The 25,338-nt window shown below is 57.9% G+C and carries 22 protein-coding genes and 2 pseudogenes; 15 read left to right on the top strand and 9 right to left on the bottom strand.

What is annotated here, in order from left to right; all coding sequences use genetic code 11:
- Positions 1-255: 255 nt before the first annotated feature.
- Positions 256-1,353: an alpha/beta hydrolase gene (locus tag IFT99_RS15650; protein ID WP_192133373.1), complete on the top strand. Its 1,098-nt coding sequence runs from the start codon at positions 256-258 to the stop codon at positions 1,351-1,353.
- Positions 1,354-1,532: 179 nt separating this feature from the next.
- Positions 1,533-1,826 (top strand): hypothetical protein, encoded by a 294-nt coding sequence (locus IFT99_RS15655; RefSeq protein ID WP_244656991.1) that lies wholly within the window; start codon positions 1,533-1,535, stop codon positions 1,824-1,826.
- Between the two features lie 197 nt (positions 1,827-2,023).
- Here the strand turns inward: IFT99_RS15655 and IFT99_RS15660 are convergent, their stop codons facing one another.
- The 3 genes from IFT99_RS15660 to IFT99_RS15670 all read right to left on the bottom strand — a co-directional run bounded on the left by IFT99_RS15660 (position 2,024) and on the right by IFT99_RS15670 (position 4,609).
- A complete protein-coding gene (locus IFT99_RS15660) occupies positions 2,024-2,161 on the bottom strand; it encodes a hypothetical protein (protein ID WP_166650636.1) in 138 nt (45 codons plus the stop codon).
- Between the two features lie 448 nt (positions 2,162-2,609).
- The gene (locus IFT99_RS15665) at positions 2,610-4,154 is read right to left on the bottom strand and encodes a calcium-binding protein (RefSeq protein WP_192133376.1); all 1,545 of its coding nucleotides are present in this window, start codon (positions 4,152-4,154) and stop codon (positions 2,610-2,612) included.
- Positions 4,155-4,399: 245 nt separating this feature from the next.
- The gene (locus IFT99_RS15670) at positions 4,400-4,609 is read right to left on the bottom strand and encodes a hypothetical protein (RefSeq protein ID WP_192133378.1); all 210 of its coding nucleotides are present in this window, start codon (positions 4,607-4,609) and stop codon (positions 4,400-4,402) included.
- A gap of 155 nt (positions 4,610-4,764) precedes the next feature.
- On the opposite strand from IFT99_RS15670, the pseudogene IFT99_RS26825 reads away from it, so the two are divergent.
- The 3 genes and pseudogenes from IFT99_RS26825 to IFT99_RS15680 all read left to right on the top strand — a co-directional run.
- Positions 4,765-5,532, top strand: a pseudogene (locus IFT99_RS26825) (MCP four helix bundle domain-containing protein); the annotation flags it as partial.
- Positions 5,533-5,601: 69 nt separating this feature from the next.
- Positions 5,602-6,390: a methyl-accepting chemotaxis protein gene (locus tag IFT99_RS26830; RefSeq protein WP_407073268.1), complete on the top strand. Its 789-nt coding sequence runs from the start codon at positions 5,602-5,604 to the stop codon at positions 6,388-6,390.
- A 609-nt stretch (positions 6,391-6,999) separates the two neighbouring features.
- Positions 7,000-9,084, top strand: coding sequence for a calcium-binding protein (locus IFT99_RS15680; protein WP_192133382.1), 2,085 nt, complete (start codon positions 7,000-7,002; stop codon positions 9,082-9,084).
- A 157-nt stretch (positions 9,085-9,241) separates the two neighbouring features.
- Here IFT99_RS15680 and IFT99_RS15685 read toward each other — a convergent pair whose 3' ends face one another.
- Positions 9,242-9,379, bottom strand: coding sequence for a hypothetical protein (locus tag IFT99_RS15685; RefSeq protein WP_187292089.1), 138 nt, complete (start codon positions 9,377-9,379; stop codon positions 9,242-9,244).
- 199 nt (positions 9,380-9,578) lie between these two features.
- Positions 9,579-9,734: pseudogene (locus IFT99_RS15690) on the bottom strand (tyrosine-type recombinase/integrase); the annotation flags it as partial.
- 222 nt (positions 9,735-9,956) lie between these two features.
- Between IFT99_RS15690 and IFT99_RS15695 the strand changes: the two are divergent.
- The gene (locus IFT99_RS15695; RefSeq protein ID WP_003419173.1) at positions 9,957-10,262 is read left to right on the top strand and encodes an NIPSNAP family protein; all 306 of its coding nucleotides are present in this window, start codon (positions 9,957-9,959) and stop codon (positions 10,260-10,262) included.
- Between the two features lie 825 nt (positions 10,263-11,087).
- Here IFT99_RS15695 and IFT99_RS15700 read toward each other — a convergent pair.
- Positions 11,088-11,648 (bottom strand): hypothetical protein, encoded by a 561-nt coding sequence (locus IFT99_RS15700; protein ID WP_192133384.1) that lies wholly within the window; start codon positions 11,646-11,648, stop codon positions 11,088-11,090.
- A 726-nt stretch (positions 11,649-12,374) separates the two neighbouring features.
- Here IFT99_RS15700 and IFT99_RS15705 point away from each other — a divergent pair.
- From IFT99_RS15705 to IFT99_RS15730, 6 genes are all read left to right on the top strand, one after another.
- The gene (locus IFT99_RS15705) at positions 12,375-12,902 is read left to right on the top strand and encodes a sigma-70 family RNA polymerase sigma factor (RefSeq protein ID WP_192133385.1); all 528 of its coding nucleotides are present in this window, start codon (positions 12,375-12,377) and stop codon (positions 12,900-12,902) included.
- Entirely contained in the window at positions 12,899-13,840 is a 942-nt protein-coding gene (locus tag IFT99_RS15710; RefSeq protein ID WP_192133387.1) for a FecR domain-containing protein, read from the top strand. The genes IFT99_RS15705 and IFT99_RS15710 overlap by 4 nt, the downstream gene beginning before the upstream one ends.
- A 118-nt stretch (positions 13,841-13,958) precedes the next feature.
- Positions 13,959-16,346, top strand: a complete 2,388-nt coding sequence (locus IFT99_RS15715) for a TonB-dependent siderophore receptor (RefSeq protein ID WP_192133389.1) — start codon at positions 13,959-13,961, stop codon at positions 16,344-16,346.
- A gap of 155 nt (positions 16,347-16,501) precedes the next feature.
- Positions 16,502-16,669: a DUF3649 domain-containing protein gene (locus tag IFT99_RS26345; RefSeq protein ID WP_342214628.1), complete on the top strand. Its 168-nt coding sequence runs from the start codon at positions 16,502-16,504 to the stop codon at positions 16,667-16,669.
- A 23-nt stretch (positions 16,670-16,692) separates the two neighbouring features.
- A complete protein-coding gene (locus tag IFT99_RS15725) occupies positions 16,693-18,189 on the top strand; it encodes a PepSY-associated TM helix domain-containing protein (RefSeq protein WP_192133391.1) in 1,497 nt (498 codons plus the stop codon).
- Positions 18,186-18,524: a DUF3325 family protein gene (locus IFT99_RS15730; protein WP_192133393.1), complete on the top strand. Its 339-nt coding sequence runs from the start codon at positions 18,186-18,188 to the stop codon at positions 18,522-18,524. Before IFT99_RS15725 ends, IFT99_RS15730 begins: the two co-directional genes overlap by 4 nt.
- Before the next feature lie 162 nt (positions 18,525-18,686).
- Here IFT99_RS15730 and IFT99_RS15735 read toward each other — a convergent pair whose 3' ends face one another.
- Genes IFT99_RS15735 through IFT99_RS15745 form a run of 3 tightly spaced genes read right to left on the bottom strand, consistent with a single transcriptional unit; the run spans position 18,687 to position 21,043 of the window.
- Complete coding sequence (locus IFT99_RS15735) at positions 18,687-19,754, bottom strand: maleylacetate reductase (protein ID WP_192133395.1); 1,068 nt, start codon at positions 19,752-19,754, stop codon at positions 18,687-18,689.
- 1 nt (position 19,755) lies between these two features.
- Positions 19,756-20,172, bottom strand: coding sequence for a nuclear transport factor 2 family protein (locus IFT99_RS15740; protein ID WP_192133397.1), 417 nt, complete (start codon positions 20,170-20,172; stop codon positions 19,756-19,758).
- A 37-nt stretch (positions 20,173-20,209) separates the two neighbouring features.
- Positions 20,210-21,043, bottom strand: a complete 834-nt coding sequence (locus tag IFT99_RS15745) for a dioxygenase family protein (RefSeq protein WP_192133399.1) — start codon at positions 21,041-21,043, stop codon at positions 20,210-20,212.
- Between the two features lie 171 nt (positions 21,044-21,214).
- On the opposite strand from IFT99_RS15745, the gene IFT99_RS15750 reads away from it, so the two are divergent.
- The 3 genes from IFT99_RS15750 to IFT99_RS15760 all read left to right on the top strand — a co-directional run bounded on the left by IFT99_RS15750 (position 21,215) and on the right by IFT99_RS15760 (position 25,299).
- Complete coding sequence (locus IFT99_RS15750) at positions 21,215-22,129, top strand: LysR family transcriptional regulator (protein ID WP_192133400.1); 915 nt, start codon at positions 21,215-21,217, stop codon at positions 22,127-22,129.
- Positions 22,130-22,343: 214 nt separating this feature from the next.
- Entirely contained in the window at positions 22,344-23,681 is a 1,338-nt protein-coding gene (locus IFT99_RS15755; RefSeq protein WP_192133402.1) for a carbohydrate porin, read from the top strand.
- 181 nt (positions 23,682-23,862) lie between these two features.
- On the top strand, positions 23,863-25,299 hold the full coding sequence (locus IFT99_RS15760; RefSeq protein ID WP_192133405.1) for a sugar porter family MFS transporter: 1,437 nt from the start codon (positions 23,863-23,865) through the stop codon (positions 25,297-25,299).
- The last annotated feature ends 39 nt before the right edge of the window (positions 25,300-25,338 follow it).

Here is a 25,338-nt window from a genome sequence, read left to right on the forward strand (position 1 = left end):
TCTTACAAAACCGGAAACCAACTACCCATTAACTTGAATGGTCCTAGACGCTTCTTCGCAGCGCAGCCCGTAATAAAGATGTACAGCTAATATCGCCCGACTCGCGCAGTGTTGGATTCAGCTTCCTGCCGCTGATCCGGATGACTGCTGCTTGCTTTGAACACTACGTGTTTTCCTCGGACAAAGCGTAGGAGCGGCTTGTGCAGCGCCTGCCACCACATTCGTCGAGATAGCTGCACCCATCGAGGATTCACCATGCGTTCGCCCCACCCAATACGTTGTGCATTGGTTGCTACCGTAACTGCCGTCAGCTTGGCAACCTTGGCCGGTTGCGCTCGCGATCCGGAAAAACCTACCTTGTCGGAATTAGCTGTCAGCTCGACCAAAAGCATGTTCCGCACTGACAGCGACATGCAGAAAGTGCTTAACGTCCAAGCGGCGTTCGATCCTAAAGCTATTGAAAAAACCACGCCGGAGGAAGCCCGTAAACAGCCTACTGTGGCTGATGGCGTAAAGCGGGTACTGGCCGACCAGAAGCGTGACAGCAGCCCCACAGCACTGGTCCCGGGCGTGGCAACCCATGAGATCACGGTAGCCGGTGCTGCAGGGAACTTGCCAGCAACCGTCTATACCCCTGCTGGTAACGGACCATTCCCGGTAGTGCTGTATTTCCACGGCGGCGGTTGGGTGATCGCGGACCGCACCGTGTATGACGGTGGCGCCCGCGGCCTGGCCAAGCAGGCCAATGCTATCGTGGTGTCAGTGGACTACCGTCGCGCGCCTGAATATAAATTCCCGGCAGCGCATCTAGACGCTGTTGCTGCCTACCGCTGGCTCACTACCAACGCTGCTAGCATTGGCGGAGACCCTAAACGCCTAGCGTTGGCCGGCGAAAGCGCCGGCGGCAATCTGGCGCTCGCCACTGCTGTGGCAGCACGCGATCAGGGCCTGACCTCGCCTAAGAGTGTGATTGCTGTGTACCCAGTGGGGCAGACCACGACCAACACCGAGTCGTACTTGAAGTACGCTGACGCCAAGCCACTCAATCGCCCCATGATGCTTTGGTTCGTGGCTAATGTGACCAAAAGCTCTGCCGATCTGAAGGATCCACGTCTGGATCTTGTGCACGCCAACCTTCACGGTCTGCCGCCAGTGACTCTGATCAATGCCGAGATCGACCCGCTGCGTGATGACGGTGCGCAACTGGAGCAGGCGTTGCGAAACCAGGGCGTAAGCGTGGAGCGCAAGCTGTATGACGGCGTGACCCACGAGTTTTTCGGCACCGCTGCGGTGGTGGAAAAGGCTCAGGAAGCACAGGCCTATGCCGGCGCTCGCCTGAAGGCAGCATTCTAACCAGCCCTCTGGCTGCTGCGATGTCAAACCGTAGCAGTCAGCACCTTGGCTTACCAGCTGGGTAAGATCGTAGCTACCGTATGAGTCGCCTCAGGTTTCATAGACACCTCCAAGCCTCGTCATGAGGCCCAAACAGGAGGTGCGATGAACTGGCGCTCGAAGGCTACCTGACGGGGCAGTTGAACAGCCCCAACCTGGTGTTCACGGCCCCCACCGTCGAAGGAACGGCCGGCAGGGACGTGATCATAGGGACCGCTACGTCGGAAGTCATTTACGGCTTGGCCGGCAAGGACCATATCGACGGCGGCATAGGCTCGGATCTGATCATCGGAGGCACAGGTGCTCACCTGTTGATCGCCGGCGGCGACCCCAATCTCTCGGTCTATCGCCGCAATGGCACCAACGACGCTGACGTGTTCCGCTACACGGCGGCGACTGACAGCTACCGGAGAGCCAGAGCTTTGTGGATCTGATTGCCCGGTTCGCCGACAACGATGACAAGGCCGAAGCTGGCAATCACTCTTGCGGGATTGTGGGAGGCCGGGGAGGGGTACCCAAGGTGTCGCTCCTCTTGCTGGCCGCTGTAATCCAGGGCTCAAGTGTCCTTGGATTACAGCGATTACTCGGACATGGGAAAATGCTGGGGTCAGACGCGTTCAGTAGCAAATGTCTACTTTTTCTTTTTGTCTGGGGTTTGAGTCAGTGCCGAACCAGCGACTGATTTTTCTGCAGCAGAAGATTTATCGTCCTTCAATTGCTTACCTGCTTTTGACGCTACGCCTTTGCTGGTTTTTTCATTGCTAGCCATATTGAGCCTCCAGTAGGTGTGCCGGTGATGGCACTGTTTCTCTTCTAATGTATAGCTGAGCGGCTGGCTTTGGGCGAATCATAAACAGGACTTTTTGGAAACTGCTTACATCAGCAGGTGCTGGCACCACTGTTTTCCTCTATTAGTAGTTAGCCTTTTAGAGTCGGTAATCCGGTCATTCCTCCGTCGGTTCTACCGGCAATCGTAGATTCGCGCCGTGGTGATATTGGCAAGGGGCAAACTGCGTAGCAAATGCACAAGGATACTGATGCACCTACGATCATCCTTGGCTTGATATCGTGCAGCAGCCCCGGCTGGTGGCTGCTTACGGTCGATAGCGGTCGGTCATGGGTGACCGCTATCGCCCCACAGCTGCCGTTCAGCACGCACACCATAGCGGTTGCGTAAGCTAAAGTTGCGTGCTGATAGCTCAGTTGCTCAGGCAGCGTTAGCCCACGTGGTCAATGTCAATAGTGGCGTGGCCAATGAGGACCACCTCTGCCTTATCAGCAACCACCAAATCGGCATTGGTGATCAACTGCGTGTAGTCGAATCCGGCTAGCGTGACCTGGAAAGCGTGCCCATCGGCCCCCGCTTCGCTGCTGCGCAGGTAGGTACGATCAGTGTTTTCATCGTAGGTCATGCGCAAGGTACCGTCACGGCCGTCTCCCAAACCGGTCACGCCGAGCGCGGCGACGTCGAGCTTGTCCTGGCCCCAGATGAAGTCAGTGATCAGGTCGCTGCTACCGGCATAGCTGTCGGCGCTGCTCGTGAACACGAACCGGTCGTTGCCTGTACCGCCAGTGAGCTTGTCCGCGCCTAACCCACCGGTCAGCACATCGTCGCCGGCGTTACCCTCCAGCGTGTCGTTTCCGGCGCCGCCGGCCAGCGTGTCGTTTCCCCAGTAGCCATACAGGATGTTCGCCTTGTCGTCGCCGGCCAGATTCACGGGTGTGATCGGCTGCGGGGTGGTCACGGTGGTCGCGTCACTGGGCGGGGCGAACAGCACGGTGCTGGCATTGAGCTCACTGACGTGGTTCCCGCTGAGCAGAACTTCGAAGCGGTTGCCGTTGGCATCGGGCTCCAGCGATTTAAGCGCGGTGGTATCGCCGGCCAAGTTGAGGACCACCTTCAGCGTACCATTGTAGCCGTTGCCCAGCCCGGTGAAGCTCAACGCTGACACGTCGATCATGTCATGGCCGCTGCCACTGAAGTCGGTGATTAGGTCGCGGCTGCTGTAGCTACCACTGGCATCATTACGGTAGCTGTCGCTGAGCCGGGTATACACGAAATTGTCGGCACCTGCTCCGCCGCTCAGGGTATCGCCGCCGGCGCCGCCGAATAGCCGGTCATTGCCCGCGCCTGCTTCGACGGTATCGCGGCCAGTGCCGGCCTTAAGGGATTCGCTGGCGTCTGTGCCTTCGAGCAGATCGTCGTGCGAAGTGCCGTTGATCAGCGGCTGGAAGTTGGCATCGGTAATAAGGCCGCTATTGGCCAGGAACTGCACGGCAAAATGTTTGCCATTACCGTCTTGCTCGTAGCTTTCCAAAATGTAAATGCCGCGCAGAGGCTCGCTACGGATGTGCAAGGTATCGCCATAACCATTGCCTAAATGGCTATAGCCCAGAGCCGACACGTCGAGGATATCGTGGGCGGGATCGAAATAGTTGATGGTGTCGGTATACTCGCCTCCGTCCTTGATAAAGCTGTCGCCGAGGCGGTCGAAGCGGAATACATCATTACCGGCGCCGCCGTCCATACCGTCGTATCCGGCACTGGAGACCATCACATCGTTGCCCCCCCCGCTGACTAGCTGGTCGTTGCCGCCCCCACCCATTAGCAGTTCATTGGCCAGCCCACCACGTATGTAGTCATTGCCAGGAGTACCCTGCACGATGAGTTCGATCGCGTTCTTGCTGACCTGGCTACTGGCACTTGTGACCTGTAAATCCGTATAGCTGGTGACTTCCTTGATGCCGGAAATTTGGGTCATACCTGTTCCTTATCTGCGGTTGGTCCACAGCACGTGTGGTGTAACGCTATTAACGCCGTTTCGTTGCGGGCAATGGGCCGGTATCGACGAAGCGGCGATAAGAAGCGGGTCAATACACATCGTTACGCGGTAGCCTTTAGGTGTTTGACATTCGATGCCAATGGCCGCTTTGGGTCGATAGCGGCCCCCCAAAGACCTTGGGTTTTGTCAGATTTCGGTACTAGATGCCGTCAACGTAACGCCTCTTAATTCGTATCGGGAAGGCTTGCCAGCTGATCGAGCAGTTGGGCACCTACAGCGTCGAATCGCAGACGCGCTTTATCCCAGAAGCCGCATGACAGCTCGTACTCGTACAGTGGCACGATCGGCAGTCGATGGATCTGCCAAAGGTGCCAGAGCAATCCCTGGCCCACCCCCTGACGCTGATGCACAACCTTGATCTTGTTGATGTACATTCGGATACAACGATGACGGTTCGACGATATTGCTTGCTACCTGGCCGCACTGATACCGCTGTAATTGACCCTTGTTCTAAATTTACGTTTTTCATTGCCGATGGCTTCCGTACAGAACGCAGAAAGTTTCTGCGTTTGCCCTTCGGAGTTGCACCGTGAACCTACGTTCTTTAAATATTGCGCCCCGTGCCGCCTTGTGTTTCGGTTTAATCACGCTGCTGGTCATTGCCCTCGGCGGCTTCGCATACGTGCAGCTAGGGAAGCTGCGTGGCACCGAGCAGGACATCGAAAAGAACTGGCTGATCAGCGTGCAGACCGCCGACGACATCCAGATCGCCCTGCTCGGCGCGCGCCTAGAGAGCATCCGTCTTCTGGCGACTTCGAATCCCCAAGAGCAAGCGACCGCCGTGCAGCACCTGGAAGACGCTAAGCGCATGCTCAACGAGCGCACCGACTTCTACCGCAATAACCTCATTTCCGACCCAGAAGAAGGGGCCAAATTCGAGGCCGCAGCGGCGCTGATGAAGACCTATCTTGATGGACTGCAACGCGTCGTCGATCTTGACGCTACCCAGCATGAGCAGGCCGTGACATTCGCCAACACTGAACAACGCGACCGTGCCGCAGCGTACCAGGTCAAACTCAATGAGTTGCGCCAGCACAATACCGACGGCGCTGCAGCAGCAGGCGTGACCGCCACTGAGGTGTATGCCCACAGCATCACCATCGTCGATAGTGTGGTACTCGCCGCGCTGGTGCTGACGCTGGTGCTCGCCACCCTGCTGACTCGCAGCATTGTCCAGCCTATGGGCGCCTCGCTGAAAATGGCCGAGGAAATCGCCGACGGCGACCTGCGTCTTATCCTGGAGGTTAAGGGTAATGACGAATCTGCGCGGTTGATGCGCGCGCTAAACACCATGCAAGGCAACCTGCGAAGCACCATAGAGCAGATCTCCGATGCTTCCGCACAGCTCAGTTCCGCCGCAGTAGAGATGACTTCCATCACCGAGAGCGCCAGCCTCACCCTGCAGCAGCAGAACAGTGAGATCGAGCAGGCCGCCACGGCGGTAAACCAGATGAGCGCCGCCGTCGATGAGGTCGCGCTTAACGCTAACTCCACCTCCGAAGCGGCCAAGGACTCCACACGCGCTGCCGCCACCGGTAACCAGAAAGTCGGCGAAACCCTACATGCCATGCGCAGCCTAACGGACCGCGTGGAAATGACCTCTGAACAGGTGCAGGGCCTCGCTGGTCAGGCGCAGGACATCAGCAAGGTGCTGAGCGTGATCCGTGCCATTGCAGAACAGACCAACCTGCTGGCCTTGAACGCCGCGATCGAAGCGGCCCGCGCTGGTGAGCAAGGCCGAGGCTTCGCCGTGGTGGCTGATGAGGTTCGGGCACTGGCTCATCGCACACAAACCTCAACTCTGGAAATCGAACAGATGATTTCAAGTATCCAAGCAGGCACGTCACTGGTTGTGGATTCGATGAGCAGCAGCACCATCGAGGCACACAACACGCAGCGCACTGCCGACGAAGCCGGGATGTCACTGAAAGTCATCGCCGACTCGGTGCAACTGATCAATGACCGCAATCAGCAGATCGCCACTGCCGCGGAAGAGCAGGCTCATGTAGCTCGCGAAGTAGACCGCGCGCTCGTGAGCATTCGCAACTTGGCGCTGCAGAGCAGCGAAGGCACGCAGCAAACCCTGGCCGCCAGCAATGAGCTTTCGCAGTTAGCGGTGAACTTGAATCAGATGGTAGCGCGCTTCAAGACCTGAAATTAGCGTTTAATCTAGTATGGAAAATTGACCGATCAACGATCGGAACTTCATTCCTAGAGGCGCTGACAATGTGGTCGCTTTTCGAGTTAGCTCCGATCTTTCGCCAAGGCCAGAGGCTCCAACGAAACCGAAGTTGACGATCGTCCGGCAGTCGCCGAGCATGAAAGAATGTGCGTGCTGGGCTTATAGACAGGGAAGTATCGAATCGCGAAATGCCACGCCTCAATCGGCCTCAAGCATCGTCACAGACGGCTGCGGGTCGAAAGCAGTGATCCACGGCCGACCGCTATCGATCCAAAGCGTCGCTCAGCCCTTCGGCATCTTGCTGCGTCTTGACTGCGTGTAACGGGATATCCGTTAAATAGTCCCCCGGACTTTGCGTGAAGTCTGGGGGCCTTCTGTGGAAGGCCACAACTGACTCACGAGAAAGCAGCTGCAGAAGGACGGGGATCCCAATTTTCCGAGAATTTCTGCCGCGGGGTGCAGTTGGTGTGGTGAGCCAGAGCCTAAAAAGTTCGCATTAATAGATCCTACCAAGGTCAGATTCAACGGACCCGTCCAAGCTTTATCCCAATCCATCGGGTTCCATGCCAAAAGGACAATGTCATGGCTTCAACAGACAGCAAGCCCACCATCGATTACACCGTACGAAGCGGTCCGGGCACCGTGCAGGTCGACCCCTCCACCGGGGGCGATCAAACGTGGAGCATCATTCTCCAGCCTGACGGCAAGATCCTCGTCGGCGGCGAAAGCTTCCAGACCGCCATTGGTTATCCAGGCTCGCCGGGCGATGAAAGCTATGGCACCCGCGGCAGCTTCACGTCGGTGCGCCTCAACAGCGACGGCAGCCTGGACAGCAGTTTCAGCCAGGACGGAATTGCCCTCGTGCCCGGCAACCTAGATCCGGAAGCCTATGCTGACTACGTCATGGCGGTGCAGGCTGACGGCAAAGTGCTCGCCGCGCAGCCGGGGCTTGGCGGTTTGAAGGTTGAACGCTTCAATGTAGACGGCACCCTGGACACCACCTTCGGCCACGACGGCGCCGCAGCAATGGTCCCGCCCTTCAACTACGACGGCCTGGCGATGTACGCGACGGCGGATGGCTCGGTGTATGTCAGCCTTCGCGGCACCGCCCAAGCAGTGGTGTTCAAGCTGGACAGCAGCGGGGCTCCGGCGGAGGATTTCGGTACCGACGGCGCACTCGTCCTCAACCCGACCGGGCATTACGGCACCGGCAATATCGCCACAGTTGTGCAGCCAGACGGCAGCGTATTGCTCGGCAGTTGGCTGTACGTGGGCTCCGACGGTCCCCACGACCCGGGCGATCCGGTTTACGCCGTTCAGCGACTAGCAGCCGACGGCAACCTGGATACCGCGTTTGGCGTGGACGGCGTGGTGTACTTCGATACCGCGCTGGGGCTGGACTACCGCGCTGCGATGACCGTGCAAGCCGATGGCAAGATCATCATTGCCGGCGAGAGCAATGACAATACAGCCTTCAACGTACTGCGGCTGAATGCGGACGGCTCCTTCGATACCTCCTTTAGCGGTGATGGCAAGCTCACCGTCCAGGTGCCTCACGGCGATAAGAACTATGCCCACTCGGTAGTCGTTCAGCCCGATGGCAAAATCCTGATCGCCGGCGACGTGATCACCCGATTGAACGCCGATGGCAGCCTGGACACCACCTTTGGCAGCCAGGACGGCCAATACCATGTGGATGGCTCCAGTGAGGCCAATCACCTGATTGGCAACGACACGGCCGAGATCATCCACGGCCTGGGCGGTGACGACGTGCTGCAAGGCGCGGGTGGCCGTGACGTGCTGACAGGCGGGACGGGCGCAGACATTTTCCGCTTCACTCAGATCAGCGACAGCTACCGTACCGCTACGGAAACCGGCAGCGACCGGATTCTGGACTTCGACGCCTCCCAAGACCGTGTAGATCTGATTGCGTTGGGCTTCACCGGCATTGGCGACGGCCACAATGGCACGCTGGCCATCCAGGCCAACGCTGACGGCACCCGCACTTACCTGAAAAGTTTCGATGCCAACGCCGACGGGCAGCGCTTTGAACTGGCGCTCGAAGGCAACCTGACGGGGCAGTTGAACAGCACCAACCTGGTGTTCACGGCCCCAACCGTCGAAGGAACGGCTGCCAAGGACGTGATCACAGGGACCGCGATGTCGGAAGTCATTTACGGCTTGGCTGGCAACGACCGTATCGACGGCGGCAGAGGCTCGGATGTGATCATCGGGGGCGCGGGTGCCGACCATCTGAGCGGCGGCGACGATCCGAACCTTTCGGTGTACGGCCGTAACGGCATCAATGACGCTGACGTGTTCCGCTACACCTCGGCCACTGACAGCTACTGCACCGACACCCAGAGCTTCGTGGACCTGATTGACCGGTTCGCCAACAACAACGACAAGATCGACGTATCGTCATTAGGTTACACGGGGTTCGGAGACGGTACCGGGACCACCCTGAAGATGATCTATAACCACGACCTGGATCGCACCTACCTCAAGGATGTGGAACCGGACGCTCAGGGTCATCGGTTCGAGATTGCCCTCACTGGCGATTGGACCCAGGACCTGGGCAATACCGACATGATCTTCGCGTCCACGGTGCAAGTGTCTTTGGTGGGCGTAGTTAGCGCGTCCATCGACTCAACTGAAATGCTGTAGTCAGAAATAACTCTAGCGGGATTGTGGGAGCTGGGGGTGGTGACCAGCGTGCCTTTCCGCTGGCTGGCCAATGTAATCCAAGGCGACAGGTCTCCTTGGATTACAGCGACTCCACGAAAATGAAAATGCCAGGCCCATACGCTTTCGTCAGGCAGATCTACTTTTTCTTTTTATCGGGGGTTTGAGTCAGTGCTGAACCAGCGACTGATTTTTCTGCAGAGGAAGATTTCTCGTCTTTCAGTTGCTTGCCTGCTTTTGACGCTACTCCTTTGCTGGTTTTTTCATTATTAGCCATATTGAGCCTCCAGTAGGTGTGCCGTGGTGGCACGCTGTCTCATCTGATGTATAGCTGACAGGCTAGACGTGGGCTAATTTTTGACGAAAAAACAGCCTGGAAAAAAGAAGCACGGTTTGAAATTGCTTACGCCAGCAGATGCTGGCACCACTGTTTCTTCTCTATCAATACTTGACCTTTTAGGTCGGTGAGTCCCCCGCCGGTTCTGCCGGCAATCGTAGATACGCGCCATGCTGAGATTGGCGTGGCCAAGCCAGGCCTGCACCTTGGCGATATCCGCCTCGTGCTCCAGGCCATTGGTTGCTGCTGCAGCGCGCAGCCCGTGCACACCCAGTTCAGAAACCTCCATCCCCGCAGCCGGCCTATTGGCCCATGCCCGGCGCAAGTCTTAAACGCGTCGTCTACTAGATGGCACTTGAAGACACATGGGCGTAAGCGTCCGCACAACACACCTTGCGTGATTGCACCTTGATACCAGGATGCGAGAGTGAAACCTGTAGAGGGTGGAAGGATGGTATTCGGACAGGTGCCAATTAGGCAGGTAGAATGCTGGCCCTTAATTCAATGGACTGATTGCATGATCACCTGTCACGTCAAATACGTTATCGATCCTTACCAACTCGCTGCATTCGAACGCTATTCGCGCCAGTGGATCGGTCTGGTAACCCGTCTGGGAGGCGAGCACCACGGCTACTTTCTGCCCGCTGAAGGTGCCAACAACATTGCCTATTGCTTGTTCAGTTTCGCTACCCTCGCTGATTACGAACGGTATCGCGATCAGGCTGCGCAGGATGAGGAGTGTGTGCGTCTGGTGGAAGAGGCGACGGCGTTGAAGTTGATCGTAAGCTACGAAAGAAGTTTTCTTCGTCCCATGCTTGGGTGATGAAGTGGCCCATCTCATCGTAAGCGAGCGGCGAGCGATATGCGCCCGGCTAACCCACCTTGCGTGATTTGATGCAGCCTACTGGGAAAAATCCGCTGTGCACCACAGGCCTTTGGCAGTACCAGGGCGCGTCTTTCGCGTCCGAGAGTTCAAGGGGAAGATCGCTTCCAGAATGTTGCCGATGTGCAAAAAGAGATCACAGGTAGGTCATGGATGAAAGCAGAACTCAGTGATGCCCCGGAGCGAATTACCCGAAGAGGCCACAGGCGTGGCGTGCAAAGTCTTGTCGCGTGCCTAGCAATAGGCAGTGTTATTGGAGTCAGCGCTTTGCTGTGGTCAACCCGATCGGAGCCCCACCGAGGAGTCGCGTCGATGGAATCCAAAGCTCAGGTGTTGAACGCAGAAGTGGACAGGGGCTCTGTCATACGCTCGAGTCCAACATCGTTGGACACGGGTCCTAACCCCGGGCCTCGGCAAACCAGCTTCAATAACCAGAACTTTGTTCCCACGGGCGCTCACAACATCGTCACCTTTCATCACAGCCCCTCTATCCCTCCTCGGGCTGAGTCTCCGCAGAAGGTCAAGCTGACGATCGTCGGGCAAACTCCCAGCATGAAAGATCGGGCGTGCTGGCCTTTCAGGCAGGGGAGTATTGAGTCCCGCAACTGTCGGCTTTCAGTGGGCCTCAAGCATCGCGACTAAGGAAAAAGAGTTAGCCGCGCACCGTACCGGCCGGCGATAACATCGACATCTTATAAGTGGATGAAGGCAGCTATAAGTTCTTCGAAGTGCCGGTTACCTATACCTCCGAAGTTGCGGTGAATTTTAGCGATGAATCCTGCACACTTCCTGTTTGATGGCTTTAAGCACACGTCTACGAATCAGCCCGCTGAAGGGGCGTATCAGGTACCAATACGGGCGAAATTGGCGCAGGGCAACGGCATCAAGGCACTGCACGCGTGTTTCCGTAACAAGGCGGGTGAGACCGTCACCAAGTTCATTGGCGCTGAATCCTAGCACTAGACGCGCCGCGCCAGGCTGTTCGAAATGCTTAAAACTTTCAGCATCCGGGACGATTTCTTGGCCGTAGTCTAGCTTCCAAAAGCGCCCCGCCAGACCTAATGCGAGAGCTTTATCAGGAATGGTTCTAAGGTTGGTAAAGTTTTCAAGACTGAATGGCGGACGATTGCTAGCGGGAGCATTACCTAGCCTCCAAATTAACCGCTGCGGCATCTCGCGCAACGCGGTCATCGCCCGAACGAGTCGATCCTCGGTACTATCGTAGCTTTCGACAGCCCCCATTACTTGGGCAGCGGTAGCGCGAATATCGAGGGCGTGACGCTCACGAAAATGGTAATGAGGGAGGTAAATATCAAGCAGTTCCATTGCGTTACCTGCGGTTTTCGGTGCCCAACTCTAGCCATCAAGGCGATCGACACGCAAGGGGTATTTCGGCACTAGGGTATGCCTCCCCTCTCTCTCTTCTCTTAACAGGCGACACGATCAGCCCGGCAAGTAAACGCAATGACATAATAAGCGATCGCACTTTATTGACAGCATGTAAGCCCTCTAAGAACACAGGAAAAGACGCAAGAGCGCGTGGGGTAGCGCGTGATCAAACCGATGTATGAGGCTTGTGCATGGCACGATTAAAATTTTCTGCTAGTCGATATGGTTCCGTCCTCCTATCGCCGGATGCTTAAACGTGGCGAAGGCGGCGGCACCTCAGGCGTTGCTCAGGCAAATTAATTACGCAAGATGCAGACCGGCTCAACCAGAGGTGCCCATCGTTTATGTCAAGCTGCCTTTTGGCATGATTTTACAAGTAGAGCGTCAACATGGAGGATATAAACACCCAACTGGTGATTCTGCTGGTGATAAGGCTTTCGCCGCTCTAGCACTTGGTACGCCTTCTAGCGGGCGTTCATGGCAGAGTCCAAGGCGTGGAACGACCAACTCCTGTTGTGGTGTCTGAAATTATCGTCAAGCGATAGCGAATCTCGGTATCGCCGCCAATCTGGGCGGTCTTTTTCTGTCCTGCCAATGACTTTTATTGCGAGAGCAGATTGGGTTTGACAGAATTGAGAACCATTTCCATTAGTGATGCTCTCGATGGCAGTCAATTCCAGTGTCGCCAGCGTCAAGTTGACCGCCCGCCAAAGCCTGCTCCATCAGCTGTTCGGCGATCACCATGGGTGGTTGTTCGACCGGTTGCGGGCGCGATTGGGTTGCCCCAGCGATGCCGCAGACATGGCGTCGGAAACCTTTGCTCACGTGGTAGCACTGGATGATCCACATTCGATTCGCGAGCCTAGGGCACTGTTAACGACCATTGCCAAGCGCTTGGTGTACGCCAGTTGGCGCCGCCGCGATCTGGAGCGTGCCTATCTGGAGACGTTGGCCGGCGAGCCTGAGCAGTTTGCCCCGTCAGCAGAGCAACAAGCGCTCGCGGTCGAAGCCTTGGTCGAGATTGATCGTATGCTTGAGGGACTGTCATCCCGGGCCCGGGCGGCGTTTTTGTACAGCCAGCTCGATGGCATGACCTACCTTGAAATCGGGCGCGAGCTGGGGGTGTCCGTGCCGCGTGTTCACCAGTACGTGGTCCAGGGGCTGCGTGCCTGTTTCGGGGCGCGGCTATGACCGCTGCACCGCCTGCTGCTGTGGATGAAGCCATTGCCTGGATGGCCTATCAGCGTTCCGGGTTTTTCGATGCGCAGCAGCAACTGTCTTTCGAGCAGTGGCTTGCGGCCGACCGACACCATCAGGAGGCCTGGCAACAGTTGCAGCTTCGGTTGCAGGCAACGTTTGCCGGCGTTGACGGTGTGTCGGGCCGAATGTTGGCCAAGGACCGACTGGTTCGTCGTCGTGCCTTTCTGCGAGGGGCGTTGGGGCTATGCGGGTTGGCAGCTGGCAGTTATTGTCTGACCGGCCCGGGGAGGGGGCTGGCGGGACTGCGCTCAGATTTGAGTACCGGCACCGCCCAGCGTGAACGCATCGCTCTGCCAGACGGTTCGTCTCTGCTGCTCAACGCGCAAAGTGCAGTGAACCTGCGTTTCGGGGCACATAAGCGCGATGTTGAATTGCTTGATGGCGGTGTGATTGCCGACGTTCGGGCCAGCGAGCGGGATGCCCTGCGGCTGTGTTCTCGCCTGGGTACTGCGAGCATGGCCGAAGGACGCTGCATGATGATGCTCTTGCCGGAGGAGTCCCGTATCTGGGCGTTGAAGAAAAGCCTGCGGGTAACGCACATCAACGGCTCGGGTGCGACGTTGGCAGAGGGGCAGGGTGTACGGCTGACCGGCAGAGGTATCGAGCCGATCGGCAGGTCCGCGAACAGTGCTTCAGCGTGGTCGCAGGGCATGCTGGAGTCTCACGACCAGACGCTGGCAACGGTCATCGAGGCGTTGCGACCTTATCACCGAGGCGTGTTGACCCTCAGCCCCAAAGCTGCGCGACTGAAAATCTCCGGCGTGTTCAGCCTCGATCAAAGTGAACAGGCGCTGGCTGCAATGGCTGATGTGTTGCCGCTGCGGGTCGAGCATTTCCTGGGGTTCTGGACCCGTGTGTCCCTGAGCTGAGGTCCGCAAGAAAAAATTTTTCAATAGGCTCTTAATATTTCGCTGGCTCATCGCACAAGCAAGACAGTGCTGCGCCGTTTGCAGCTGTTCTGTCCTGACACCGGAGAGTCATTCACCCATGCGTCCTCAGTTCCTTTGCCCTTTGGCCATTGCTGTCAGCATTGTCGTTACGCCTGTAAACATCATTTTTGCTGCAGAGCCGGTCAGCGCGGCGGGGCGCCAGATGTACGCCTGGCTCGCAGGTCCTCTGGAGGCGACGCTTATCGCGATCGGTCAGCGCAGTGGTCGTCAGGTGGTGTTCCTGCCGGATGACGTCAGAGGGCGACAGGCCCATGGAGTTTCCGGCCAACTGACAGCAGAGCAGGCCGTCGAGCAGGCACTGCAGGGCAGCGGACTGTCGCTTTTGATTAGTGGCAGCGGCGCGCTGAGCGTGCAGCCGGAAACCGGCGCGCTGATGTTGGGTGTGTCGAACATCGATGCAGTGTCCGATCAGGAATCGGCCTACGGTCCGGTCTATGGCTATGTGGCCAAACGTGCCGCCAGTGCGACCAAGACCGACACACCACTGATTGAGACACCGCAATCGATTTCCGTAGTTACCCGCGCCGAAATGGACGACCGCAAGAGTGACACCTTGGCCGATGCTTTGAGCTACACGCCAGGGTTTGTAAGCCAGCCCAATGGTTTCAGCCGGGTGGCGGACGATTACACCTTGCGCGGTTTCAACGTTGGCTCCGGGACTGGCGGTATTCTGCTCGACGGCATGAAATTGCAGTCCAGCGTCTACGACGGCGGCATCGAGCCGTTTGGTTTGGAGCGCGCCGAAGTGCTCAAGGGCGCTTCGTCTGTGCTGTACGGGCAGCTGTCGCCGGGAGGCATGATCAACGCCGTGAGCAAGCGGCCCACCGACACCCCGTTGCATCGGGTCGGCGTCGAATACGGTAGCCATAATCGCAAGCAGTACACCTTCGACCTGGCCGGCCCGCTGGATGAACAGGGTGAATTCTCCTATCGGCTCGACGGCCTGTGGCGCGACGCTGACACGCAGGTAGACCACATTCGCGACGACAAGCGCTACATTGCACCCTCTTTCACCTGGAAGCCGAACGACGATACCTCTCTCACTGTGCTCGCCAGCCACACCGAAGCACTCACCGGGCTGACGCCGCCGCTGACTTACGCCATGACCACCTACAGTCCAAACCCTGGACGCAAGATCGGGCGCGACGATTTTGTGGGCGAGCCCGGTTACGATCATTTCAACAGCCGCATCGATACCTTGGGCTACGTGTTCGAACACAGCTTTAGCGACACGCTCAAAGTACGTCACGCCCTGCGCTACTACCAATCTAGGGTTTCCTGGAACTACCTGTTGCCGTTCAGCATTTCCGGTAACACGTTGAACCGCCGTTACAGCGAACGTGAAGAAACCTCCACCGGCTGGACCAGCGACAACAACGTTGAATGGAAGATCGACGCGGGCCGCTGGCGCCACACACTACTGGCGGGTGTGGACTACTACCACAAGACCTACGACACCCATCGCCACATCAGCGCCACAGTGGCGCAACTTGCTCCCCGCCTGAACCTCTCGACCTTTGCCTACACCGGGGTAGGGGCGAACACCGCACCCGAATCTGGGTGGGATATCCACAGCCGTCAGGTGGGTCTCTACCTTCAAGACCAGATCACCTTTGACGATCATTGGGTGTTTCTGTTGGGTGGTCGCCAGGACTGGGCAGAAAGCCGTAATTATTCCTTCGTCAATGGCGACCGTACGCCACGCAGTGACCAGAAACCTACCGGCCGTATCGCGCTGTTGTACCTGTTCGATAACGGCGTAGCGCCCTATGTCAGCTATAGCCAGTCGTTCCAGCCGGCCGATGTTGCCAACCCTGGCGTCGCGGGGACGTTCGACCCGATCGAAGGCGAGCAATACGAGGTCGGCATTCGCTACCAGCCACCGGGCAGCAACACGGTGCTCAGCGCGGCGGTCTACGAGCTGACACAGACCAACGCGATCACCTACAACGCCCTGACCGCGCAGTACGAGCAGTATGGCAAAAGCCGCTCCAAGGGGCTGGAACTCGAAGCCAAGACCGACCTGACTGACACCGTGAGCATGACGGCCAGCTACAGCTATACCGACGCGCATGTCTTGGAAGATAACGTCGTCACCAACATTGGCAAACGCCTTGAAGGGGTGCCTTACCACAACGCCTCGCTCTGGACGGACTATCGTCTGGCTGCGTTCGGTCTGCCGCAGGTCAAGATCGGCATGGGCGCATTGTACGCCGGTACCACCCGCACCACACCGACCGTCACTGATCGCAAGATCCCGGCCTACACCCGCTTTGATGCACGGGTCAGCTATGACATCGACGACCATTGGCAGTTGACTGCCAAGGCCCAGAACCTGACCAATGAGTCGTACCTGTCGTGCAATACCTCGTGCCGCTACGGCGACGAGCGCAGTGTCATCGGCTCTGTGAGCTACCAGTGGTGAGGCATGGCAGGCCCCAGCTGTCCGTTCGCTATAGATTAGGGGTATTCTCAAGAATCCTCGCAGCGGTGATAGGCGGGTACGCCGTCACCGCGCTGTTCACCGCCTGCCTGGCCATCGGGTTGCCCCTTGTCGTGTTACAGCCTCGCGCCGAGACCGTGTTGGCAGCGACGTTGCCTGCCTTCCTGATTCTGTGCCTTGCAGCCATATGGGTTTTCGCGGCACGCTCGGCCAGGCGCGCCTGGCTGGGGCTGCTTGCCGCGATGTTGCTGCTCGGGGGCGTCTATGGGTGCTTGTCCGCCGTCTCCCTGCCCGGTGATGCGTGATGAAAGAAGGATTGCGTCAAAGCATGGCTTGGCTGCACACCTGGTCGGGGCTGGTTGTCGGCTGGCTGTTGCTGGCTATTTTCATGACCGGCACTGCCAGCTATTACCGCAGTGAAATCACCGCCTGGATGCACCCGGAAATTCGCCCCTCGGCGCCGATCAGCGAGGCCGCTTCACTCAAACAAGCGATGGACTGGTTGGAGCAGTGTGCGCCGGATGCCGCTTCCTGGCTGATTGATCTGCCCACGACGCGTCTGCCTGTGACTCAGGTCATGTGGCAAGGTGCAGGGGAGCGGCGTTACAACAGCGAGTGGCTTGATCCAGCCTACGCGCAGACGCTAACCCCGCGCAAAACCTTTGGCGGAGACTTCTTTTACGCGTTTCATTTTCAGCTCAGCCTGCCGTCGCAGATCGGCCGCTGGATCGTTGGCGTTGCCAGCATGGCCATGCTCATCGCCATCGTCAGTGGCGTGATTATCCATCGGCGCATCTTCAAGGACTTCTTCACCTTCAGGCCAGGCAAGGGCCAGCGCTCTTGGCTCGATGCGCACAATACTTTGAGTGTGTTAGCGCTGCCGTTCCATGCAGTGATCACCTACACCGGGCTGATCACCTTGATGTTCATGTACATCCCGTGGGGCGTCGATCTGGTCTATGGCCCCGATCGCGCAGCGTTCTTTCGTGACATTCGCGACTTCAGTGCGCCGCAGGTGCCGGCGCTCGGGAGGGCCGTTTTGGCCTCGCCCGAAACCCTCATTCAGCAAGCCCGGCAGCATTGGGGTCAAGAGCATATTGCTCGTGTGTCGATCACTGCGCCGGGAGCCGTCAATGCCCGCGTCGAGCTGTTCAGGGACACCCTGGATCACGTCTCATCGCAGCCGCAACGGCTGGTGCTGGACGGCGTGGGCGGTGAGTGGGTCGGCACGAACCCGTCAACGGGGCCCGTCAAGGCTTTCTACGGTGTGATGTACGGGCTGCACTTGGCGCATTTCGCCGATCCGCTGTTGCGTGTGTTGTTATTTCTCAGTGGGCTGGGCGGCTGCGCGATGATTGCCACAGGGCTGCAGCTGTGGGTGGTCAAACGCAGAGGCAATTCAAGGCGTGGGGTCTATCGGCATATTGAAGGCCTGAACATCGCGGCAATGCTCGGACTGCCCACGGCGATGGCTGCGTTTCTCTGGGCCAACCGGCTACTGCCCGGCGATATGCCCGCTCGGGATATTCGTGAAATACAGGCCTTTTTCTGCACCTGGCTGCTAACGCTACTGCACGCTCAAATGCGGTTGACCCAACATGCCTGGCGAGAGCAGGCAATGCTGTGTGCGTTGACGTGTGGTGGTTTACCTGTGCTCGATATCCTCACAGGTCCCAATCCAATAAACGGGCTGAACCTGGTCTGCGGACTGCTGGGAATGAGTTTTGCGGTTGTGGCCTGGCGGCTCTACCAACCTGCGCAGCAGTGCATACCGCAAACTCGTGCGCCGGGTTCAAGGCCCCCCCGACGCGAGAGGCATTCATGAGCCTGCTGACATGGAGCGCTTTGCTATACGCGGCCCTGACGGCCTTGTGCCTGTCGCTAAACAGACACTACCGTGACGTCTTTAATAACCGACCGATATGGCCCAGCCAGCGGGCGTTGCGTTGTTTGGGGTTCACTGGCATTGCGGGCTCGTTAATCTTTTGTATAGCGAGTACGCCAGATGGCCGATCATGGGTCATGTGGTTCTGCACATTCGCGGTGTTGGGCTACACGATTAGCGTGGGGTTGGCTTATTTCCCGCATTTCATTTCGCTGGCCGGGAAGACAGCGGTGACGATGTTCTTAACGGCTGTGACCATCGAGTTTTCTTTTTGAGAGGTTTGACGCTGCACTGACCGTCCGCTATCGACCCAAAGCAGGCAGTCGTATTACTTTCTAGGAAATGCGACGGCCTAATGCGCAAGCTTCATGTTGCTATAGCAACGGCTCTTTCGCCCCCGCCATGCAAGATGATTTCTTCTTGTATCTGGCAAATTCTTACTGTGGGCGCACACCCTCATAGGCGTCTTGCAACAGCTGACGAATGCCCGATGCTTCGATAGGCTGCGGGTTCCAGTACGGATTGGAGAGGGCAATATCGGTGGCGCGATCGAGGTCAGCTTCGGTCAGGCCCAGATCCTTCAGGCGCGTGGGCGCACCGAGGGAGGTGGACAGGTCGAACAGCGCCGCCGCCGGGCTGGCGTTATCCGCGCCCAATGCGCGGCTGATGCGCGACAGGGCTGGAGCGGCCGACTGGTTATAGGAAATGGCATGCGGCAGCACGATGGTGTGAGTTTGCGCGTGCGGCAGGTTGAAACTGCCGCCCAAGGTGTGGCAAAGCTTGTGGTGCAGGGCCATGCCGACATTGCCGAGCACGGTGCCGCACAGCCATGCCCCGTACAGGCAGTCTCCTCGGGCATCCAGATCATTGGGGTTGCGGTGAATATTGCGCATACCTTCGGCCAACGCGCGGATGCCTTCCTCGGCCATCAGCGACATGACCGGGTTACCATCCTGTGCGTACAAGCCTTCGGCAGCATGCGCGATGGCGTTCATTCCGCTGGTGATGGACATTTCCAGTGGCAGGCTGAGGGTGAGCTCTGGGTCATAGATGACCGTCTTGGGCAATACGCGAGGATCTTTGCCTGTGCGCTTGAGGCCATTCTCGGTCAAGCCGTAGACGGGAGTCATTTCCGAGCCAGCGTAGGTTGTGGGAATAGCCAGGATCGGCAGACCGGAATCCATGGCGATGGCCTTGCCTAGGCCGGTCGTGGAGCCGCCACCGATGGCCACGGCGCAGTCGGCACCCAGCTTGCTGGCGACCTCTCGGGCTTCGCGGGCGGTTTCAATTGGCACATGCATCACTGCTTTGTCGAAGATCGCGGCAGCACGATTACCCAGCAGTGACGCGACATGTTCGGCTTGCGCACGCTGCTCGGGGGTACAAAGCACCAAGGCGCGGCGTGCGCCCAGGCGATCTATTTCCGCTTCAAGTTGCTGCAGCGAGCCTTTGCCGAAAATAACGCGTGAGGGCTGGCCGTTGTAGACGAAATCGGCAGTAGACATTTTATTGTTCTCCAGTGGCAGGGGCAGGGTTGGAGCGCTGCACTATCGGTGTGGGCTGGTAAGCGAATAGTTGCCAGCCCGCAGCGCTTTTCAGCCAGACGCTGAGGGTGCGGTTGTGAATATTCTTATCGATACCGTGAGAGGTAATTGACGCTGACATCTCGCCAAACGCCAAAGCCGTGTTTTCGTTGAGCCGAACCTCATGCACGGTGTGATCGATGCGGTGGTACAGGTACACCCCTTGGCGACATCTATGCTGATAGCTGTCGAGACTGTCCGCGACACCGTTTGAGTGCACATAGACCAACGCCGGATGGCTCAGACGGGCGAACTCGCCATGGTCGCCTTGCAGCATGGCGGTGTAGCGCTGTGCTTCCAGCGCGCGAATCTGTGCGGTGATGAGTAGGTCCTGGGTCATGGGCTCTGGCAATAGTTGTGCAAATGGTGGGTGGAAATCAGGCAGGCGCCAGCACGAAGTCGAACGACAGGGTGTAGAACGGCTGATCGCTCACCGAGCCATCCGGGGCGGGGCCCCTGTCCTGGTATTTCCATTCGGCAATCAGCGAGGCTCGCACTCCGAACAGTGCATCGGCACCCAGATAAGGGTCATCGTCGCGAAACACCAGAGTGGTCAGCGGTCGATAGCCACTGGCACGGATAACGAACTCCAGATGGGCTGGCCGCCAGGCATGACGATCCAGAGCAGCAAGCAAAGTGTTGACTGCACCTTGTTCAACGACGCGATATGGCTGCGGCAAGGCAGTGCTAAAGCGCACCTGGCCATCGCCGTCAGCCTGCAAAAGAGCAGGGCGCATGTCCTGACCGGATGAACTGATCTGCACTGCGGCATAAGGAACCGGCCTGGCCTTGGTGTCGTGCACCGATGCCTGTACCCAGAGTCTGGGTCCGGCAGTGGTTGCGCTGATGTCTGTTCCCTGATCCTGAATCTGATGTTGACTCTCTGCCGGGCAGTCGGGCTGGCTGTCGAATGCTGCAGGTTCAGTGCCGACAGCCGTCCGTGGGCGGTTTTGCGCCAGTACCAATGTCGACAGTCCCAACACGTGGGAGAGCAGGGCAAATTCGGGCTGCAGGCCGGTGCCGATGTTGGCGACCTGTTCCAGGAAAGCAACACCGTGCTGCCATTCCTGTTCAGTCAACTTGATGTCACGGGCGAAGGCATGCAGATGTTGCACAAGGCTGGTCATGACTTCGCTCAAACGCCCATCGGCGGCACTGTGATGAGTGGCCAACACGGCTTGAGTGATGGTGGTTTCGTCCAGGTTGCGCATCTTGACTCCCGGTCTTATTAGAGCACCGACTTTACGGCGGTACTGACTGACAGACCGATTGCTGCTCTTTTCAGCCTGTCGTTTCGCACGTTATAGTTCCGCGCAGTGTAAGAAAAGTCCGCTTTTGGAATTCTTTATTTCATCAGTGAAAAAATAAGAACGGAGCACGCCATGGATCGCCTCACCGAACTCGAGCTGTTTGTCCTGACAGCCGAAGTGGGAACCCTGAGTAAAGCCGCAGAGATACTGGGCCTTTCCAACGCTGCTGCCAGCCGTCATCTGGTCGCCCTGGAGCAGCGTCTGAATGTGCGCTTGATCGACCGAAATACCCGTCGTCTGGCGCTCACCCATTCTGGTCATCAGTTCTATACAAGCTGCAAAAACCTGTTGGGCGAACTCAAAGAAGCCGAGGCTTCGCTTAATGAATCCCTGGTGCAGCCAATGGGTACGCTGACCATTACGGCGTCGATTTCCTTTTGCATGCTGCATATCGGGCCGCTCATCCCGGCTTTTCGCAAGCTGTATCCCCACATCAACGTCAAGGTGCTGGGGGAGAATCGTTACTTCGACATCATTGATAGCGAGATCGACCTGGCCATTCGCACCAAGGAATACGAGCCTGACTCAAATATCACTATTCGCCGCCTGGCCGAAACCCGCCGGGTACTGGCTGCCTCGCCCGGCTACCTGCAGCGCAAGGGCACGCCGCGCTCCATTGATGATCTGGCCAATCACGACCTGCTGATATACAGCCATGCCAACCAGCCAAGGGTCATGCGCTTTACCCGGGGCGAGGAAGAGATGGCCTACAAGGCCGAGCCGATACTGGAAACCAACGACGGCCAGATCGTTCGCGCGGCGGCGTTGGCGGGGGGCGGCATCCTCGTACAGCCCAAATACATCATCAATGCTGATCTGGTCGCCGGGCGGTTGATTCCGGTTCTGGACGATTGGGATTTGCCGCGCCTGACAATCAATGTTGCGTTTCAGAGCCGTCGTTATATGCCTGCTAAACTTCGGGTATTCATCGACTTTCTGCTGGCCGATTTCAAGGAGCAGCAATACGAGCGCTACTGGACACGCTGACAGTTTTCCGCGTAGCGGAATTCACTTTTATGTTTTTCGTGACTAGTCGCTTGATTATTCCCTACCTATGATCCGCTGCGCAGTGCAGGTGCGTCACCTGTACTTGGCGGTCGTTTTGATAACTAACTGCGTAGCACTGGCAAACACAATTTTGTCAGGAGTAGTTATGCCCGCACGTTTTTAATAATACTTACAATAAGGAAACGTTCTTCTCATGAAAAACTTTGCCAAGAGCACAGTTGCGGTCAGCCTTTGTCTCCTGATTCCCGGTTTGTCCCAGGCCGCCAATGATGCATTCTCCCTGGATTCGAAATGGGGCAGCGGTGATTGGGGGGGCGTGCGCACCGACTGGTTGAATCAGGGAGTCGATGTTCAGCTGGGCTACACCGGGGAAATGGCGGCCAATGTCCATGGCGGCTATGACGATGACCGCACTGCGCGCTGGACTGAACAGTATGCGCTGGGCCTGACCGGCGATCTGCAGAAACTGCTTGGCTGGGAGAACTCGAAGTTCCAATTGACCATTACTGAGCGCGACGGCCGCAACCTCACCAATGACCGGGTTGCCGACCCACGCGTCGGGGGGTACTCATCGTCGCAGGAGGTTTACGGGCGTGGGCAGACCTGGCGGCTGACCCAGATGTGGTTCACCAAGGCCTGGCTCGACGGGGCGCTGGACGTCAAGGCCGGACGCTTTGATGAAGGGTCTGATTTCAACGCCTTTCCGTGCGACTTCCAGAGCACGCCGTTCTGCGGCGCCCAGGCCGCCAACTGGATCGGCGACATCTGGTACAACTGGCCGGTCAGCCAGTGGGCAGCGCGGGTGCGCTATCAATTTGCACCCGAGTGGTTTGCTCAGATCGGGGCCTTCGAGCAAAACCCTTCCTACCTGGAAACCGGCAACGGCTTCAAACTCAGTGGCAGCGGGGCGAAGGGGGCGATCATTCCCGTCGAGCTGGTCTGGAGTCCCAAGCTTAATGGCCTGGCCGGTGAATACCGCTTGGGCTACTACAAAAGTACGGCCAATGCCGATGACGTGCTGGATGACCGCAACGGCAATCCGCAACCGCTGTCCGGCGGGACGTTTGATCAGCATTCCAGCCGGCATGGCTACTGGTTAGTGGCACAGCAGCAGCTGACTGCACGGGACGGCGATCCTCTTCGGGGGTTGTCGGTGTTCGCTAACTTTACTTCCCACGACAAAGCCACCAGCAAAGTCGATCACTTCATCCAGGCCGGCATTGTCTACAAAGGCCTGCTGGACAGTCGTCCCAAGGATGACCTGGGGATTGGCATCGCCGAGGTCCATACCAACCCGGCATTCAGAGACAGGGCGCAGCTGACCAATCAGCGCAATGGCATCAGTGATTATGACAACCCTGCCTTTGTCCCGGTCCAATACAACGAGATCAGTAGCGAAATCTATTACGGCATCCATTTCAGCGACTGGCTGACCGTACGGCCGAACGTGCAATACGTGAATTACCCCGGCGGCGTGCGTGAAATCGATTCGGCTTTGATTACCGGCATCAAGCTGCAGGCCAAGTTCTAGAAAAACGAAAGGTAATGACCGGATTGCGCCGGTATCACGGCTGAGACGCTGTGTTACCGGAGCTTTCGGTTTTCCACCAGGCGGAAAACACATTTGCCGTACAGGCATGTTTTTTCCAATTCGATGGCAGTAATCTCACACCCACTGAGCGTACACATAATTTCAATAAAAGGTTGACCTCATGTCCACTATGCAAACCTCCGGCCGGGCTTCATCCAAAATACTATGGCGTATCGCCGCCATCACCACGATGGGCTCGCTGGGCTTCGGTTACGACACCGGGGTCATTTCCGGCGCATTACCGTTCATGACCCTCGATGCGGCCCATGGCGGTCTGGGGTTGACCCCGATGTCTGAAGGGCTGGTTGCTTCCTCCCTTATTTTCGGTGGCGCATTGGGTGCGCTGTGTTCGGGGCAACTGTCCGACCGCTACGGCCGACTGGGCGTACTCAAGGCGCTGGCCTTGCTGTTCGCCATCGGTGCCCTCGGGACTGCCTGTTCCCCTGACCTGACCACAATGATCATCACCCGCTTCATTCTCGGCATTGCGGTAGGTGGCGCGTCATCGACCGTGCCCGTGCTGATCGCCGAACTGGCGGCCCCCCAGCATCGCGGGCGTCTGGTGTGCCAGAGCGAGTTGATGATTGTCTCTGGACAGTGCCTGGCTTACATGGCCAGCGCTGGTCTGGCACATCTGTTCGACAGCCCGACCATTTGGCGCTACATGCTGGCCATCGCACTGCTACCGGCCCTGTTGCTCTATGTCGGCATGTATTTCGTACCAACGTCGCCACGCTGGCTGGTCAGCAAAGGGCGGATAGTTGAAGCCAGTGAGGTCCTCAGCGGGATCCGCGATACGCAACGCGAAGTAGACCGGGAAATGCGCGAAATCATCGCCAAGCACAAGGTCGAGAAGAAGCACAGCAGCGCCTGGAGCAAGCTGAGCGAGCCTTGGATCGTCAAGCTTCTGGGCATCGGTATCGGTCTGGGCTTCGTGATTCAGTTCACCGGCGTCAATGCGTTCATGTACTACACGCCGATGATCCTCAAGGAAACCGGGATGGGCACTAACGCTGCACTCATCGCGACCATTGGCAACGGTGTTATCTCGGTAATCGCAACGCTCGTCGGGATGTGGTTGATCAACGGTATGGGGCGGCGCTCGATGTTGTTGATGGGCCTGACCGTAGTCGTGGCAGCGCAGATCTACCTCGGTCTGGTGGTCAACTTCCTGCCGCACTCTTTGATGCAGAGCTACCTGGCACTTTCTGGAGTGCTGGTATTCCTGTTCTTCATGCAGATGTGCATCGGTCCGGTTTACTGGTTGCTGATGTCCGAGATGTTCCCGACCCATGCTCGCGGGCTCATGAACGGTATCGCCGTGGGTATTTTCTGGATCTTCAATGCCATCGTCGCGTTGCTGTTCCCCCTGCTACTCAGCGTCATGGGCGGGATGACGTTCTTTATGTTTGCGGTGATCAACATCGGCTCGATCGTGTTTTGCACGCTGTGCCTGCCTGAAACCAAGGGCCTGACCCTGGAGCAGATCGAAACATTGATGAAACAACGTTTGGGCTCGCGCAAAGACCGCGCCGTCGCCATTACCGCACGCGCATAACAGACACTGAATTGACGGATGCCGGGCAGTGCGATTTGC

Origin of the sequence: Pseudomonas sp. CFBP 8772 (genome assembly GCF_014841665.1) — a bacterium.
Lineage (GTDB): Bacteria > Pseudomonadota > Gammaproteobacteria > Pseudomonadales > Pseudomonadaceae > Aquipseudomonas > Aquipseudomonas graminis_B.